The sequence below is a fragment of the Grimontia sedimenti genome (genome assembly GCF_011045095.1).
Classification (GTDB): Bacteria; Pseudomonadota; Gammaproteobacteria; order Enterobacterales; family Vibrionaceae; genus Enterovibrio; species Enterovibrio sedimenti.
In genome coordinates this window covers 65,944-82,045 of the sequence record NZ_JAALDL010000018.1, presented here as the reverse complement: position 1 = coordinate 82,045, position 16,102 = coordinate 65,944, and the positions used below count along the sequence as shown (strand labels likewise).

The 16,102-nt window shown below is 48.9% G+C and carries 14 protein-coding genes and 1 rRNA gene; 6 read left to right on the top strand and 9 right to left on the bottom strand.

From position 1 onward, the window contains the following. Together G5S52_RS19790 and gmhB are read right to left on the bottom strand one after the other, a co-directional pair. Nucleotides 1–70 (bottom strand): 16S ribosomal RNA (locus G5S52_RS19790); the annotation flags it as partial. A 502-nt stretch (nt 71–572) separates the two neighbouring features. Continuing rightward, the gene (gene gmhB / locus G5S52_RS19785) at nt 573–1,124 is read right to left on the bottom strand and encodes a D-glycero-beta-D-manno-heptose 1,7-bisphosphate 7-phosphatase (RefSeq protein ID WP_165017751.1); all 552 of its coding nucleotides are present in this window, start codon (nt 1,122–1,124) and stop codon (nt 573–575) included. Between the two features lie 128 nt (nt 1,125–1,252). On the opposite strand from gmhB, the gene tsaA reads away from it, so the two are divergent. Together tsaA and G5S52_RS19775 are read left to right on the top strand one after the other, a co-directional pair. Next, complete coding sequence (gene tsaA, locus G5S52_RS19780) at nt 1,253–1,957, top strand: tRNA (N6-threonylcarbamoyladenosine(37)-N6)-methyltransferase TrmO (RefSeq protein WP_165017763.1); 705 nt, start codon at nt 1,253–1,255, stop codon at nt 1,955–1,957. A 66-nt stretch (nt 1,958–2,023) separates the two neighbouring features. Then, nucleotides 2,024–3,739, top strand: a complete 1,716-nt coding sequence (locus G5S52_RS19775; protein ID WP_165017748.1) for a proline--tRNA ligase — start codon at nt 2,024–2,026, stop codon at nt 3,737–3,739. 45 nt (nt 3,740–3,784) lie between these two features. On the opposite strand, the gene G5S52_RS19770 is transcribed toward G5S52_RS19775, so the two are convergent. After that, on the bottom strand, nt 3,785–4,717 hold the full coding sequence (locus tag G5S52_RS19770; protein WP_165017744.1) for a GGDEF domain-containing response regulator: 933 nt from the start codon (nt 4,715–4,717) through the stop codon (nt 3,785–3,787). A gap of 201 nt (nt 4,718–4,918) precedes the next feature. Here G5S52_RS19770 and G5S52_RS19765 point away from each other — a divergent pair, with 201 nt between their 5' ends. The 4 genes from G5S52_RS19765 to G5S52_RS19750 all read left to right on the top strand — a co-directional run bounded on the left by G5S52_RS19765 (nt 4,919) and on the right by G5S52_RS19750 (nt 7,509). Further along, nucleotides 4,919–6,070 carry a patatin-like phospholipase family protein gene (locus G5S52_RS19765; RefSeq protein ID WP_165017741.1) on the top strand — a complete coding sequence of 384 codons (1,152 nt, stop codon included), beginning with the start codon at nt 4,919–4,921 and terminating at the stop codon, nt 6,068–6,070. A 102-nt stretch (nt 6,071–6,172) separates the two neighbouring features. After that, nucleotides 6,173–7,033 (top strand): GGDEF domain-containing protein, encoded by an 861-nt coding sequence (locus tag G5S52_RS19760; RefSeq protein ID WP_165017738.1) that lies wholly within the window; start codon nt 6,173–6,175, stop codon nt 7,031–7,033. 81 nt (nt 7,034–7,114) lie between these two features. Continuing rightward, nucleotides 7,115–7,321, top strand: a complete 207-nt coding sequence (locus G5S52_RS19755) for a YaeP family protein (RefSeq protein ID WP_165017735.1) — start codon at nt 7,115–7,117, stop codon at nt 7,319–7,321. Next, nucleotides 7,321–7,509, top strand: a complete 189-nt coding sequence (locus tag G5S52_RS19750) for a DUF4250 domain-containing protein (protein WP_165017732.1) — start codon at nt 7,321–7,323, stop codon at nt 7,507–7,509. Before G5S52_RS19755 ends, G5S52_RS19750 begins: the two co-directional genes overlap by 1 nt. Nucleotides 7,510–7,579: 70 nt before the next feature. Here the strand turns inward: G5S52_RS19750 and G5S52_RS19745 are convergent, their stop codons facing one another. The 6 genes from G5S52_RS19745 to rnhB form a co-directional block, all read right to left on the bottom strand. Then, nucleotides 7,580–8,929, bottom strand: coding sequence for a sodium-dependent transporter (locus tag G5S52_RS19745; RefSeq protein WP_165017729.1), 1,350 nt, complete (start codon nt 8,927–8,929; stop codon nt 7,580–7,582). Nucleotides 8,930–9,140: 211 nt separating this feature from the next. Then, nucleotides 9,141–9,452, bottom strand: coding sequence for a c-type cytochrome (locus tag G5S52_RS19740; RefSeq protein WP_165017726.1), 312 nt, complete (start codon nt 9,450–9,452; stop codon nt 9,141–9,143). A 56-nt stretch (nt 9,453–9,508) separates the two neighbouring features. Continuing rightward, complete coding sequence (gene tilS, locus G5S52_RS19735; RefSeq protein WP_165017723.1) at nt 9,509–10,840, bottom strand: tRNA lysidine(34) synthetase TilS; 1,332 nt, start codon at nt 10,838–10,840, stop codon at nt 9,509–9,511. An 88-nt stretch (nt 10,841–10,928) separates the two neighbouring features. Then, the gene (gene accA, locus G5S52_RS19730) at nt 10,929–11,891 is read right to left on the bottom strand and encodes an acetyl-CoA carboxylase carboxyl transferase subunit alpha (RefSeq protein ID WP_002536409.1); all 963 of its coding nucleotides are present in this window, start codon (nt 11,889–11,891) and stop codon (nt 10,929–10,931) included. 60 nt (nt 11,892–11,951) lie between these two features. Then, complete coding sequence (gene dnaE, locus G5S52_RS19725; protein ID WP_165017720.1) at nt 11,952–15,431, bottom strand: DNA polymerase III subunit alpha; 3,480 nt, start codon at nt 15,429–15,431, stop codon at nt 11,952–11,954. Between the two features lie 66 nt (nt 15,432–15,497). Continuing rightward, a complete protein-coding gene (gene rnhB, locus G5S52_RS19720) occupies nt 15,498–16,100 on the bottom strand; it encodes a ribonuclease HII (protein ID WP_165017717.1) in 603 nt (200 codons plus the stop codon). Nucleotides 16,101–16,102: the final 2 nt, after the last annotated feature.

The following is a 16,102-nucleotide window of genomic DNA, read 5'->3' as shown; positions in this document are numbered from 1 at the left end:
GCCGCTCGACTTGCATGTGTTAGGCCTGCCGCCAGCGTTCAATCTGAGCCATGATCAAACTCTTCAATTAAAGTTTTTGGCTCGATGAAATACTGTTGTGTTCTCACCCCTCTCTACAAAGTAAAGAAAGAGCAGAACGAATTGACTGTGCTCTTATTGGTTTTCACTTTTGAAAAAGTGAAATCAAAACAGCTCAAGGCTGTACCAACTTGATTTGGTCACTCAGTAAACATCGATAAATCTTTTGTCTATCAATGACGAGTGCCCACACAGATTGCATAGGTCAAATTGTTAAAGAACTTGCTCAGCCTTGCTGAGCGGAGTGAGATTTAAACTCAACTCTTTTTTCGAGTCAAGCACTTTTGCTTTCCTCGTGTTAGCTGCGAACTTTGCCGTGCCAACGAGGAGCGCATTATAGGGTGAGATTTTTTGTTGGCAATACCTTTCTTATGAAAAAGTGGCTTTTTTTCTAAAAAATCGCTCAAGCGCTCAAAAGACAACCAAAGAGACAAAAAAGCAGCCAATTTTGGCTGCTTTTTCTGTGTAATTTAGTCAGATTTTAATTTCGGATATCACTTTTTCAGGTATTGAGGCACATCAGCAATGCTATCTAGTACAACAGTTGCGAGTTTTTCACCTTCTTCAGATACTGCCTTTCCAGTGCGAACGAGAATCTTGGTTGATATACCTGCCGCTACAGCAGCACGTATGTCGTCGGCCTTATCGCCAATCATCACAGAATTTTCCATATCGATTTTGAGGAAATCCCGCGCAGAGAAAAACATACCTGGTTTCGGTTTACGGCAATCACAATCTTGCTTGTATTTGTCATTACCATATTCAGGGTGGTGCGGGCAGTAGTAGATACCGTCAAAGTCCACGCCTTTATCAGCGAAGTTCCAATCCATCCATTCAGTCAGGTTGAGAAATTCATCTTCCGTATAGTAGCCACGGGCGATACCAGACTGATTCGTCACCAGCACAAGGAGATAGCCCATTTCTTTCAATGCACGGCAGGCATCGAAAACGCCATCTATATATTCAAAGTCATCTGTTGTACTGACATAACCGTGATCAACGTTGATCACACCATCTCTATCGACAAAAACCGCTGGTCTAGCCAAAGCGCTACCCTCTCTACACTATTACGCTGCGATTATGACACGCATTGCCAATGCAAGCATCCACGATTGTTAGGCCACCTTGACGAGTATGGTAAAGTTCCACTGATAGCCTAATGAGTAAAACCAACATGAAATATTCCCTGACGCCTGTCGGTCATATTGAATCCCCTTATAAAGAGAAATTCGCCGTCCCCCGTCAACCAGGACTCGCGCCAAGTGCTCTGGCATCTGTCATTTTAGAAGGCGAAGCATGCAATGAGGATACAGTGCGTGGTATTGAGCAATTCTCGCACCTTTGGATTCTTTTCTTGTTTGACCAAAACCTCGAGCAAGGTTGGACACCAACAGTCCGTCCACCCCGTCTTGGCGGCAATGAGCGTATTGGCGTATTTGCCAGCCGCGCAACCTTCAGACCGAACGGTATCGGTATGTCGGCCGTGCCTTTGAAAGGGGTTCGTAAAGAAGGTGGAAAAATAATCATTGATATTGGGAGTTGCGATCTTGTTGATGGTACGCCAGTCATCGACATCAAGCCTTATATCCCTTACTCGGATTCAATAGAAGATGCTTCAGGTGGATATGCTGCAGAAGCGCCTCAAACACTCGATGTCCAGTTTGACCCTCAACCTTTAGCATTTTTAGCCAAAGATAAAGACGGCAAAAATAAGCAGCAGGTGATTGGTGAGGTACTCGCACAGGATCCACGCCCAGCCTATAAAAAAGGAAAAGCCGATACCAAGGAGTATGCGGTCCACCTCTTTGACCTAAATGTGAAGTTTACCGTCGCTGAACCTGTAATCACCGTGACAGCAATAGAAGCCTTTGGCGAATAGGGTTCTCGCTGTTAATATGACGCCCTTATACCCTCCATACTGTAATTAGATAAACGGATAGCTTAGATGCGTACCAGTAAATACCTTCTTTCTACTTTGAAGGAAACGCCAAACGACGCAGAAGTGATCAGCCACCAGCTGATGCTGCGTGCCGGCATGATCCGCAAACTGGCTTCAGGTCTATACACCTGGCTGCCAACCGGTTTGCGCGTACTGCAAAAGGTTGAAAACATCGTTCGTCAGGAAATCAACAACGCAGGTGCGATTGAAACTCTGATGCCCGTAGTTCAGCCGTTTGAGCTATGGGAAGAGACAGGCCGCTCTGAAAAGATGGGTCCTGAACTACTTCGCTTCACTGACCGCCACGAGCGTCCGTTTGTTCTGAGCCCGACGGCAGAAGAAGTGATCACTTCTCTTGTTCGCAACGAAGTGAACTCATACAAGCAACTGCCTCTGAACCTGTATCAGATCCAGACCAAGTTCCGTGATGAAGTGCGTCCACGTTTCGGCGTTATGCGCGCACGTGAATTCTCAATGATGGACGCGTACAGCTTCGACATCGACAAAGAAGGCTTGCAGAAGTCATACGAAGCGATGCACGTTGCTTACTGTGCTGCATTTGACCGCATGGGCCTGGATTACCGTCCAGTATTGGCTGACACGGGTGCGATTGGTGGTTCTGCGTCACACGAATTCCACGTTCTGGCAAACAGCGGTGAAGATACCATCGCATTCTCTACTGAGTCTGATTACGCCGCAAACGTTGAAATGGCAGAAGCCGTTGCCCCTTCTGGTGAGCGCGCTGCACCAACTCAGGAAATGACACTGGTAGATACACCAGATGCGAAAACCATCGCTCAGCTTGTGGAGCAGTTTGACCTGCCAATCGAGAAAACCGTTAAGACACTGTTTGTGAAAGCGTCTGACGCTGTTGATGCTGATCTGGTTGCGCTGCTGGTTCGTGGCGACCACGAACTTAACGAAATCAAAGCTGAGAAGCTTCCACAAGTTGAGATGCCGCTACAATTCGCGACCGAAGAAGAAATTCGTGCGCTTGTAAATGCAGGCCCTGGCTCTCTGGGTCCAGTTAACCTGACCGTTCCTTTCATTGTTGACCGCAGCGTTGCGGCAATGAGTGATTTCGGTGCAGGCGCGAACATCGACGACAAACACTACTTCGGCATTAACTGGGGTCGTGACGTTGAGCTGGGTGAAGTGGCTGATATCCGCAACGTGGTTGAAGGTGACCCAAGCCCATGTGGCCAAGGTACTATCCTCCTGAAACGCGGTATTGAAGTGGGTCACATTTTCCAACTGGGTACCAACTACTCAGAGAAAATGAACTGTGGCGTACTGGGTGCTGACGGTAAGAACACCATTCTGGAAATGGGTTGTTACGGCATCGGCGTTTCGCGTGTTGTGGCAGCGGCCATTGAGCAGAACCACGACGAAAACGGCATCATCTGGCCAGATGCGATTGCACCTTTTACCGTTGCTATTGTTCCAATGAACATGCACAAATCTGAGCGCGTTAAAGAAGCAGCAGAAAAACTGTATGCTGATCTGACCGCAGCGGGCGTTGAAGTGCTGTTCGATGACCGTAAAGAACGCCCAGGTGTCATGTTCTCTGACATGGAACTGATGGGTGTGCCACACACAATCATCATCGGTGAGCGCAGCATGGACAACGGCGTGTTTGAATACAAGCACCGTCGTGACGGCGAAAAAGTGCCGGTTGAGATGGAAAACATGGTTGAGTTCGTGAAAGCGAAACTGGCTTAATTCCGCTAACTGAATTGAAAAACGCCTCTTTTAGGAGGCGTTTTTTTATACGCAATTATCAAAGAAAGTAACGAGGTTTCGTCCTTTTTCTTTTGACTGATAGAGAGCCTTGTCCGCATGACTGAAGTAATCTTCAACCCGCTCCACTTTCTCTCCCGGAATAACAAAGGTCGCCCCAAAGCTCATGGTGACAGAAATAAATTGTCCCTGATACTCAAAGCTATGCTCTTCAATCGCCTGCCGTATCCTTTCCAGTACTTTATGGGCACGCCCCGCATCTTTAACACTGAAAAGTAACAGGAACTCCTCCCCTCCAATACGACCCACTCTGTCATAGGGGCGTAATTGGCGACTAAAAATATCGCCTAATTGACGTAAAATCGCATCCCCTGCGGGATGACCATGCTCGTCATTAATGCGCTTAAACCAATCAATGTCACACACCGCAAAACAAAGCCGGCTATCCGTTCGCATCGCCCGTGAGAAATCTTCATGAACGCGTTCGAACAACGCGCGCCGGTTTAAAAGCCCGGTGAGCTCATCAAAGCTCGCAAGGTGGTCAAGACGGGTCATAGCATCCACGAGTCTCGCTTGTAACTCGAGCGTTCTGCGTCCAACTTCGATTCGGGCTTTCAGCACCTGAGTATTGAAAGGCTTGGTGACGAAGTCATTCGCGCCTTGATTTAGACCTTCAGCGATATGCTCTGCCGTGTCTCTTGCGGTACAAATAATGATGTAAGGCGGATTTGACGTGTCTATCTGACGAATTTTCTGACAGAGTTCAATGCCACTATAGCCTGGCATTTCCCAATCAAGCAGCAATAAAGAAGGCGGCTCTGGCTGCATAATGTGCTCAAGTGCTTCAACACCGTCATGCGCGACGATAACCTCAACGCCCCACTTTTGAAGTAATACTTCTACCAGCTTGGCCGAAGCCTTGTCATCATCAGCAATAAGGACGCGAACAGAAAATGCCATCTCATACTCTTTATGAATATTGTTGAATTGAAATATACCATCTGTCGTTCTCTTACTAAGAAGCGATGACAAAACCATCAGTGTCTTTTAGCTCTAGATCACAATCGGTCGGTAACGTCAGGTAAATCAAAGAGATCAAAGCGTCATAAGCACAGCTTCTGGTTCATACTTAAATAACGAGATATCAAGCAGGTAACGATTATGGCGTCCAGCGCACGCTCCAATATTCCCCGCAAAACCACCGCCCTTTTACTCACGGGTGGCGGTGCGCGCGCGGCGTATCAGATTGGCGTGTTGAAGGCGATCGCTGAATGGTATCCACGGGTGCATCACAGCCCCTTTACCATTTACTGTGGTACGTCTGCCGGTGCGTTGAATGCCACCTCTCTTGCCTGTCATACGTCATGTTTTCGACTCGGCGTCAAAAAACTGTCTTGGCTTTGGGCCAACCTGACAACTAAGGATGTTTTCCAAAGCTCCTTTTCAGGCATGTTTCATCATATCGGCAGACAAGGCTTTGCCCGCATGCAAGCCAACTATCACTGCGCGCCTCCCTTTGGCCTTCTCGATAATCGGCCACTGCGAGGGTTGCTTAATAATGTATTGAATTACAGTAAGATAGAGCATCAAATTCTTGCGGGGAATTTAAGAGGGCTCGCCATTACTGCCTCAAACTACCAGACCAGTAAATCCGTGACCTTCTATCAAGGGCAATCTTGCATTGAACCCTGGACGCGCTCCCGCGCTATCGGTATTCCTTGCCAGATAACGACTGAGCACTTGCTGGCGTCTTCTGCCATCCCTATCGTTTTTCCTGCTTCACAAATCGGGCACAACTATTACGGTGATGGTTCTGTTCACCAAATCGCCCCGCTCCGACCCGCATTGAAAATGGGGGCTGATAAAGTTTTGATTATCGACTTGAACCCTAAACGTTCTCAGAAAAATCATGCCCTTGCACAAGCTCCTGGCTTGGCGAGTTTGGGTGGGCACTTAATGGATGCCATTTTTGCTGACACGCTTTCCGCTGACCTTGAACATTTAGAGCGCATGAATGCTCTGGTCGGCGCCATGGCAAAATCTAAAGCTGAAAAATTGGCACTGCGGCAAGTCGATGCCTTCCACCTTTCACCTTCTGAACCTTTTGAACCTTTGGTTGAGCGCTACTATTGTCATATGCCTACTGCAGTAAGAGGTCTGATGAGAGTTCTAGGCATCAGTCCTGTTGAAGATGCGGCCATCACCAGTTATCTGCTGTTTGAGCCGAAATATATCAACCACTTAATTGACATGGGCTATCAAGACGCTCAGAATCGTCGATCCGATTTAGCAGCCTTTCTCTCTGACGAGTAATCCCTGCTCACTGAAGAAGCACAGAAGCTCCACCAAAACTGGAACGCTTTTTGCTTTTGTTGTTTAAAGCATAAACAGTGATAGTTATAGGTTTCTGAAGTAATGTCGACGAGCACTCAACTGGAACAGATTAAAAAAGCGGCGATTCAATCTCGCCGTGTTCCGCTGGGTGCTGATCAGCGCTTAATGGTGTTACAGAAGCTTCAGGGACGTCTGGAAATCGATGCCTTATTCGAAGTGTTCACGCGGGAGCTGGAAAAGCAAATCGATATCACCCGTCTGATTTGGGAGCATGACGAAATCTCCCACATTGTTCGCCGAGGTGGCACTTCTGAATATCGACAAACCTTCTCACTCAAGTTCGCGAATAACTCTTTGGGCATGCTCCAGTACAGCACGCCTTATAAGCTTGATGATGATGAAATAGCACTTATTCACACCTACCACCGTCTGCTTGCAGGCCCTCTAAGCAACGCCATTGAATACAACCGTGTTCGTAACCTCGCACTGCTTGATAGTTTAACTGGATTAAACAACCGAACCAGTTTTGAGCAAGATCTTCGCCAGTCGATTGCGATGACAGAACGAAATGATCACGGCCTCATCCTGATGATATTCGATATGGATAACTTCAAGCAGGTCAACGACACTTACGGCCACCTTGATGGTGATAAAGTGCTGCGCCGTTTCTCTTTGCTACTAAAAGAAGCCATTCGCGCCTCAGATCGTTGTTACCGTTTAGGCGGTGACGAATTCGCGGTTATCCTGACGCCGGCAACACGCGAATCGGCACAGTTGGTCAATGAGCGTTTGAAATCCCTTATCGCAAAAGATCCACTGCTGACTGCGCACAATATTTCCAGCTCTGTGGGTTGCTCGGCATACCGTCAAGGAGACAGTAATGTTTCCATGTTTGAACGCGCCGACCGCGGTATGTACCGCAATAAACATAAACGCCGCTAAGCCACGTTTCATCATGCTTTCAGGCTCCATTGCGGAGCCTTTTTGCGTTATATTGGCTACAGTTTTTTTCAAGGAGTGGCTATGAAAGTCTACGATTGTTGTGATTTGGTCCGTCAGCGTTATTCTGAAATTGGCAGTGGCGAACAAGGTTATATTCCTAAGGCTATCGCCTGCGCTGTTCGCGCTTTGGATGCTGTGGCGTCTGATGAAACGATTCCCGAAGAAAAGCGTGAGCAAGCCGCTTTCGCCGCCGCTAACCTGCTGATCAGTGACCACGAGGACGCATAATGGATCTCAATAACTTTGAAGGCATGGATACCATCATGCTGATGAGTATCGTGAACATGAAGTTGCGAGACGATTTTTCTTCTTTGGAAGAGTTGGTGAAGTACTTCGATATTGATGCTGAAGCCCTGAAAGCAAAACTTGCCACTGCGGGTTTCGAGTACATGGCTGATCAAAACCAGTTCCGCTAATCGCATCAACACTCAATGGAAACGGAAGCACGATGGCTTCCGTTTCTTGTTTCTGTTTACTTGATAAGGTTTAAACCAGCGACATCCAAATCACTGCAATAACCAGAACCGGACAAACAAATTTCACATACAAAGGCCAAACTTTCCAGAACAGACCTAGCTCTATATCGTCATAGCCCTGACGAAGCTCCTTGAGCTTCTGGGTACGCTTCCACACCCAACCGCCATACAGACAGAACAACAGTGCCGCTATTGGCTGGAAGTATTGTGTCGCGATCGTCGCAACCAGACCAAACAGCTCGCCAAAGTTAAACACTATCACCGCACTGAAAGCAGCGATAACACCACCCAACAACCAGCTGGCAGTTGAGCGTTGAGTACCAAGGCGCTCGCTCATTAGCGCAACAGGACATTCAAGCATAGAGATTGAGGAGGTTAGCGCCGCAATCGTCATCAGTAAGAAAAAGACAAAGGCAACCAATGTCCCGACGACACCAAGCCCTTGAAACAGCATCGGCAGCACATCAAACACCAGCGTTGATGAGCTAATTAGGGCACCGTTGGCATCGAAGATCTCTACGCCCTGACGCATGGCTGCAAACATGGCAGGCAAGATAACCAGGCCAGCAATCACCGCCACGGCGGTATCCACCAGGGTGACATTCAGCGCCATTTTTGGCAGGTTCTCTTTGCGGCTAAGGTACGAACCGTAAATCAACATGGAACAGCCGCCAATGGTCAGAGAGAAGAAACCCTGCCCCATCGCCGCCAGAATAAGATCACTATCCATTACTTTGGAAAAGTCAGGGATGAGGTAGTGTGCCAAACCTTCAGTGGCCCCCGGCAATGTCATCACGTAAATGAAAAGCACAGCGAACAGAATGAAGAGTGCTGGCATCAGGCGTGTTGACCATTTCTCGATACCTTCTTTCACACCAGCCTGAACAATCAAGATGGTCAGCAGATAGAAAAGACCCGCGCCCAAAAGGTTTCGCTCAACCGAGAAGCCCTTCAACCAGATTGCAGCGTCATGAAGCCCAACGAGCTCTGCACCTGCGGCAAGCAAGTAAGAAATTAGCCAGCCACCGACGATGCTATAAAAAGCCAAAACCAGACAAGGCACCATCAGGCCGACAAGGCCTACACCACCACCAAGCGTTTTTGATAACGGAGATCGTCCCAGCTTTCTCATGCTGTCGATCGGGTTTGCCTGACCATGACGGCCAATCGCCATCTCAACCACCAGCATAGGGTAGGCAACGATGAGGATCATCAAAAGGTAGACTAAAAGAAAGGCACCACCACCGTTACTTGCTGCTTGCGTTGGGAATCCCCAGATATTGCCCAGACCCACTGCAGCACCTGCTGCTGCTAATACGAAACCGAGTCTGGAACTAAAGTGTTCGCGTCCTGCTGCCATTGTTTTAACCTCTCACAATGTATCAGTGAGCTAGTACGATAGTAAAACCTGAATTTTACTTCAATAGCAGAAAGTTTGATCGAGCAAAAAACAATCAAGCAAAATTAAATGTTGCGATCTGTCGTTAGCCAATTATCTTCTTCAACCAACTGTCAGGCATAAAAAAGCCACGGTATAGTCCGTGGCTTTCAATTTTTATTTGTCGGAGCGACTATTTCATCTGTGCAAAGTACGCAGCCAGATTCGCCATATCAGCATCACTCAGCATGTCTGCCTGAGGCTTCATGATCATCGCTTGCGCGCCAGTGCGCTCACCGTTTTTGTATGCTTTCAACGCCGAAACCAGATATTGCTCATTCTGGCCAGCAAGATTTGGGTAGCCTGGGATCAGCGCAATACCATTTGCTCCATGGCATGCTGCACAAATTGCTGCTTTGGCTTTACCTGCTTCTGCATCTCCTGCAGCAAATGAGGGCGCAGCCATCATCATGGCAGCCAGACCTAAAGGTAACAGTTGTTTCATCGCTTCCTCGCTTTATTGTTTTCCAGTTTTGTTAAATTGTTGCACGTAAAAGCTATTCACGCATTTAATGTATGACATTTGTGCCAGACAAGCTCACACTCATCGCCCACATAGTCTTCGCAAACAAACAGGTCACCGACAGCAGCTATCGTCTCTCCATAGAACAAGATAGGCGTTCTTCGACGGAGCCAGCTCGGGACACCATATTCCTGAAAAAGCTTTTTGAGTTTCCGCTTCCCTTGCCTGCCTGCAGGTCGGGCAAACAAGCCTTCAGGGTCAAAGCCAACACTTATTTCTTCATCCTTTCTAGGCGCACGAATCCTGTTAACGTGCTCATTGCTCTGCGCAGACACTATCTCCAGCTCCCCAAGGTTATCGGGCAATGAAATCTTTCTGTTCACCACCAATGACGCTGTCCAGTTCGAGACATCCTGATAAGGCGCGACAAACCAGAGCTTTCCTTGATATCTGCGCACTTCGCCTTGAGCCACTTTGAAAACTGGATTGGCGTCAGACCCTGCGTTTATGACGGATGAAAACACTTGCTCAAGCTGCGCTTTAGACAAAGATAGTCTGCCGACACGCTTTAACCAGCGCCTGACCAACGCGCTTTGTAATATCAGCGAGTATTCTTTTGTCTTATCGATGTTCAAACTGCCGTCAGTTCCCACCACTTCAGCATCGTATTGAACCAACAGTTCATCAAGCAGGGTTTCCTGCTCCGCACAATGCAGAGCAGTACGGTTAATCGCTTTGACTAAACCCGGCCATCGCTCTGAAGCCATGGGGAGCCATTCTTGTCTGATAAAGTTACGGTCAAACCGACTATCCAGATTGCTTTCGTCTTCTATCCAGATAAGCCCCTGAGATTCAGCATATTCCTCAATGGCTTTTCTGTTTGCCTCAAGTAAGGGACGGCATAACACGGCATGTTGCATTGGACGGGTTTCTGGCATAGCAGCTAACCCCGCAGGGCCACTACCACGTTTAAGCGCCAGTAAAAAAGTTTCGGCCTGATCATCGGCATGCTGACCGGTCAATACCAGTGCATTGTCATCTACTGAGTTCAAAATGGCCTGGTAGCGTGCCTCTCTGGCAGCTTTCTCAAGGCTTTCGCCTTGATGGTTCAAGATCACCCGAATTCCCTTAAACGCAAAGTCAGCTTCAGTGGCCCAACGTTCACATTGTGCCATCCAATCATCTGCATTTGGGCTCAAACCATGATGAACATGAACCACCAAATAGGCGTGCTGGGGATGAATGTCCCGATAAGTGGCGAGCAAATCGAGCATTACGCGTGAATCCACGCCGCCACTGAAAGCCAGCACGATCTGGCGGGGTACTGGCGTGTATCTATCGAGGACATTTTCAAACTGGGAGAACAGCATAGACACTTCGAGAAAGACGATTTTTTCGAATCATAGCATCACATACGAAAAAAGGGCCATTTGGCCCTTTTTAAATCAATCGGTTTGCTTAGCAGTAACCGTAGCTCAGTAGACGCTGATAACGACGCTCGCGCAGATTATCTGCATCTAACTGTGCCAGTTCTTCCAACTGGCCCACCAGCAGTGCTTTGATGCTTTCTGCGGTTTTCGCGAAATCACGGTGTGCACCGCCCATCGGCTCTTCGATGATGTTATCGATAAGACCCAGCTCTTTCAGGCGAGGTGCAGTCATGCCCATTGCTTCAGCGGCTTGTGGCGCTTTGTCTGAATCACGCCACAGGATTGATGCACAACCTTCCGGCGAAATCACCGAGTAGGTGGAGTACTGCAGCATGTTCACGTAGTCGCCCACACCTATTGCCAGTGCACCACCCGAACCGCCTTCGCCAACCACGTTAACGATAACCGGCACCGTCAGACCTGCCATCTCTTTCAGGTTGCGTGCAATTGCTTCAGACTGGCCACGCTCTTCAGCACCCACACCAGGGTATGCGCCTGCGGTGTCAATAAAGGTAATGATTGGCATCTTGAAACGCTCTGCCATTTTCATCAGGCGCAGCGCTTTGCGGTAACCTTCCGGCTTTGGCATACCGAAGTTACGAATCACTTTTTCGCGGGTTTCACGGCCTTTCTGATGGCCGATAATCATCACTGGACGGCCATCAATTCGCGCCATACCACCAACAATTGCTTTGTCATCTGCATATGCGCGATCGCCTGCCAGCTCTTCAAATTCAGTGAAGATCAGATCCGCGTAGTCCAGTGTATATGGACGACGCGGATGACGTGCCAGCTGTGCAACCTGCCAAGCACCCAGATCGCTGAAGATTTTCTTCGTCAGCTCAGTGCTTTTGGTCTCCAATTGCTCGATTTCTTTGTCCAGGTTGACAGCCTCAGCTTCGTCGCCACGCTTGGACACTACACGCAAGGCTTCGATTTTTGCTTCCAATTCCGCGATTGGCTGTTCAAATTCAAGGAAATTAAGACTCATAGAGAAAGAATCCTGTTAAGTAATAACATAGCCCCGCTCATTCCTGGCAGGGCCTTAGTATCAATCAAATTCCAGCTCGACCTGTTTATCGCCGAGCAGCGTTTTTAAATCATCGATCAGTTTGTCGTCTGGCGTAATACGCCACTCTGTACCTAAGACCAACTTGGCGCGAGCATCGTCACGCTGGTAGTAAAGGTTGACCGGAACCGTTCCTGCACGGTGCGGCTCCAGGATCTCACTGAATCGTTCAAAAAATTTGTTATCAATTTGCCTGTCGGTCACTGAGATAGCAAGACCACGCAGGTACTTTTCACGCGCTTGGGATATATCAAGCACTTCTCGTGCCGACATTTTAAGGCCACCGTTGAAGTCATCAAAGCTGACCTGTCCCGATACCACCAAAATTCTGTCTTTTTCTATGAGATCCAGATACTTTTCTAGCGCATCTGAGAACAGCATCACTTCCATGCGGCCCGAACGGTCATCCAAAGTCAGGATACCGATACGGGTGCCTCGCTTAGTGGTCATCACACGTGCAGCGATCACAAGGCCAGCCACTGTTGATACCACATCACGTTTGGTGGCGTGGGCATCTTCGAGACGCCAAGTAATATAATGCTTCAGCTCCTTCACATAGCTGTTGATCGGGTGCCCTGTTAAGTAAAGCCCTAGCGTTTCGCGCTCACCTTCCAACCAAACTTTGTCTGGCCATGGCGGCACTTTCGCGTATTTGTGCTCCACCTCTTCCGGTGCATCAGTGAGTACACCGAACATATCAGTTTGACCAAACGCTTCGGCCTGGTGGTGTTGGCTTGCTGATTTCAGCGCATCATCCAAAGAAGCCGTCATAGCTGCACGATGAGGGCCTAATCGGTCCATTGCGCCTGACTGAATCAGTTTTTCAATCACACGCTTGTTTACCTTCTTGGTGTCGATGCGGGCGCAGAAATCGAACAGATCGCGGAAGTAACCACCCTCTTGACGCGCTTTGATGATGTTTTCGATTGGTGCTTCACCCACACCTTTGATCGCCCCGATACCGTAAACAATTTCGCCTTTTTCATTGACGTTGAATCGATATAGACCCGCATTCACATCCGGTGGCAGCATGGTGAGTTTCATGCGGCGACACTCTTCTACCAGGCCAACGATCTTGTCGGTGTTATCCATATCCGCGGTCATTACCGCTGCCATGAATTCCGCCGGATAGTGAGTTTTCAGCCAAAGTGTTTGATAGGAAACCAACGCGTAGGCTGCAGAGTGCGATTTGTTGAAGCCGTAACCTGCGAATTTCTCCACCAAGTCGAAGATCTTCATCGACAGCTCACCGTCTACACCATTAGCGATTGCACCGCTCTTAAACGTTGCGCGCTGCTTCGCCATCTCTTCTGGCTTTTTCTTACCCATTGCACGGCGGAGCATGTCTGCTCCACCCAGGGTGTAGCCAGACAATACCTGAGCAATCTGCATGACCTGCTCTTGGTACAGAATGATGCCGTAGGTTGGATCCAGAATTTCTTTTAGTGACTCATGCTGCCAGGTCGCATCAGGGTAAGAGATCTCTTCGCGGCCGTGCTTACGGTCGATAAAGTTATCTACCATGCCAGATTGCAGAGGGCCGGGACGGAACAGAGCTACCAGTGCGATGATATCTTCGAAACAGTCAGGTTGAAGGCGCTTGATTAGCTCTTTCATACCCCGTGATTCGAGCTGGAATACCGCCGTGGTTTCTGAGTTCTGCAGTACGCGGAATGAAGCAGCATCTTCGAGCGGAATAGACTCGATACGCACCGGCTCCTGACCGCTACGCTCCAGGCGCGGATTAATCAGTCCCAAAGCCCAATCGATGATGGTCAGGGTACGCAGACCCAAGAAGTCAAACTTCACGAGGCCCGCGGTTTCTACGTCATTCTTATCGAACTGGGTAACCGGGAAGTGACCTTCAGCATCAGCATAGATAGGAGCAAAATCGGTAATGGTGGTTGGCGAGATAACCACCCCACCCGCGTGCTTACCGGCATTTCGTGTACAGCCTTCCAGAATGCGGCAGGTATCGATAAGCTCGCGGACTTCTTCATCCGCTTCGTAGATCTCACCCAGCTGTGGCTCTGCCACAAAGGCTTTTTCCAATGTCATCCCAGGATCGGGCGGCACCAGTTTAGAAATGCGGTCGACAAAACCATAAGGGTGACCGAGTACGCGCCCCACATCACGGATTACCGCTTTGGCAGCCATGGTACCGAAGGTAATGATCTGGGACACCGCATCACGCCCATACATTTCAGCAACGTGGTCAATCACCTGATCGCGTTTATCCATACAGAAGTCGACGTCAAAGTCGGGCATGGAAACACGTTCAGGGTTCAGGAATCGTTCAAACAGCAGATCGTATTCCAGTGGATCAAGGTCAGTGATTTTAAGCGCATAGGCCACCAGCGAGCCTGCACCCGAACCTCGGCCCGGCCCCACAGGAATCGCGTTGTCTTTCGACCACTGGATGAACTCCATAACGATGAGGAAGTAACCGGGGAAACCCATGTTGTTGATCACTTCCAGTTCGACTTCAAGACGCTCATCGTACTCAGGTCGACGCTTCAGGCGCTCTTCTTCATCCGGGAACAGGAATTCCAGACGCTCTTCCAAACCTTCCCGCGACTTCATCACCAAAAATTCGGTTTCTTCCATGCCTTCGGTTGGGAAGGCGGGCAGGAAGTATTCGTTGAGGCGAACGGTGACGTTACAGCGCTTGGCAATTTCTACTGTGTTTGCCAGCGCTTCTGGAATGTCATGGAACAGCTCGCACATTTCTTCTTCTGAACGAAGATGCTGCTGAGGACTGTAGTTTTTCGGACGGCGGGGATCTTCAAGCGTATAACCATCATGAATCGCGACGCGGATTTCATGGGCATCAAACAAATCCGCAGTCAGGAAGCACACCTCATTGGTCGCAACAACAGGAAGATCATGTTCGGCCGCCAAATCTAGCGCGAAGTGAAGGTAAGCTTCTTCATCCGGGCGCCCTGTTCGCATTAATTCAATGTAATACGCATCAGGGAAATGAGTTTGATAGAAGGCTGCGCACTGATTAGCCAGACCCGCGTTACCTTTGAGTAGGGCTTTGCCCAGATCGCCCCGGCGTCCACCCGAAAGGATGATAAGGCCTTCTTTCAACTCAACCAGCCAATCCTGATCAATAACAGGTTGATGCTGGACATGGCCCCGAAGATAGGCTTTCGAAATCAGTAACGTAAGGTTTTTATAACCGATGTTGTTGGCAGCTAGTACAGTAATTTGGCAGAGATCTTCACCAAAAGCGTCTGTCTGCATTTTAAAGTCAGCGCCGATAATCGGTTTCACACCCGTACTCTGCGCCGTGTTATAGAACTTCACCAAGCCGCATAGGTTAGTAAAGTCAGTCAATGCCATCGCCGGCATGCCTAGCTCGGCCACTTTTTTGACCAATGGCGGCACCTTGCCGAGGCCATCGACCATAGAAAAGTCACTGTGAACACGAAGGTGAATAAAGCGTGGGTCTGACATAGTACTCTTACGTTACTGATTTATTGTTGTGAATGTGGGAGGAATGAGATAATCCCTCCCGAAACATTATGCAATGCCGAGCGCGTTCTTAACAGGTTTAAAGCTCTTTCGGTGCTCGGGGATAGCACCATGTTCAGCAAGCGCTTCAAAATGCGCCTTAGTTGGATAACCTTTGTGCTTGGCAAAGCCGTATTGCGGGTATTGCGCGTCCAACTCTTCCATTTCCCGGTCTCGAACAACCTTGGCCAGAATGGAGGCAGCACTGATTTCCGCCACACGCAAATCACCTTTGACGACCGCCTCTGCAGGGATATTGAGTCCCTTCGGTACACGGTTGCCATCAATCAAGATAAAGTCCGGCTTGATGTTTAAGCCAGCCACTGCTCGCTCCATAGCCAGCATGGTGGCAGAAAGAATATTGATGTCATCAATCTCTTCCGGTTCAGCGCGACCTAATGACCAAGCCAGTGCTTTTTGTTTGATTTCCTCAAAGAGCACTGCGCGTTTTTTGTCAGTCAGTTTTTTGGAGTCGGTCAGCCCTTCAATTGGCTTATTGGGATCGAGAATAACAGCAGCCGTTACCACTGCGCCCACCAAAGGGCCCCGCCCGACTTCATCAACGCCGGCGATAAGCCTAGCATCGGGATATACAAAAGGTTCGAAGTCCATTG

What these genes read in the sequence shown, in the direction of transcription:
- G5S52_RS19775 (WP_165017748.1), top strand. Translation starts at nt 2,024, where the DNA reads ATGCGTACCAGTAAATACCTTCTTTCTACTTTGAAGGAAACGCCAAAC.
- G5S52_RS19750 (WP_165017732.1), top strand. Translation starts at nt 7,321, where the DNA reads ATGGATCTCAATAACTTTGAAGGCATGGATACCATCATGCTGATGAGT.
- G5S52_RS19770 (WP_165017744.1), bottom strand. Translation starts at nt 4,717, where the DNA reads ATGGCATTTTCTGTTCGCGTCCTTATTGCTGATGATGACAAGGCTTCG.
- G5S52_RS19740 (WP_165017726.1), bottom strand. Translation starts at nt 9,452, where the DNA reads ATGAAACAACTGTTACCTTTAGGTCTGGCTGCCATGATGATGGCTGCG.
- G5S52_RS19745 (WP_165017729.1), bottom strand. Translation starts at nt 8,929, where the DNA reads ATGGCAGCAGGACGCGAACACTTTAGTTCCAGACTCGGTTTCGTATTA.
- accA (WP_002536409.1), bottom strand. Translation starts at nt 11,891, where the DNA reads ATGAGTCTTAATTTCCTTGAATTTGAACAGCCAATCGCGGAATTGGAA.
- G5S52_RS19760 (WP_165017738.1), top strand. Translation starts at nt 6,173, where the DNA reads ATGTCGACGAGCACTCAACTGGAACAGATTAAAAAAGCGGCGATTCAA.
- tilS (WP_165017723.1), bottom strand. Translation starts at nt 10,840, where the DNA reads ATGCTGTTCTCCCAGTTTGAAAATGTCCTCGATAGATACACGCCAGTA.
- dnaE (WP_165017720.1), bottom strand. Translation starts at nt 15,431, where the DNA reads ATGTCAGACCCACGCTTTATTCACCTTCGTGTTCACAGTGACTTTTCT.
- rnhB (WP_165017717.1), bottom strand. Translation starts at nt 16,100, where the DNA reads ATGGACTTCGAACCTTTTGTATATCCCGATGCTAGGCTTATCGCCGGC.
- G5S52_RS19755 (WP_165017735.1), top strand. Translation starts at nt 7,115, where the DNA reads ATGAAAGTCTACGATTGTTGTGATTTGGTCCGTCAGCGTTATTCTGAA.
- G5S52_RS19765 (WP_165017741.1), top strand. Translation starts at nt 4,919, where the DNA reads ATGGCGTCCAGCGCACGCTCCAATATTCCCCGCAAAACCACCGCCCTT.
- tsaA (WP_165017763.1), top strand. Translation starts at nt 1,253, where the DNA reads ATGAAATATTCCCTGACGCCTGTCGGTCATATTGAATCCCCTTATAAA.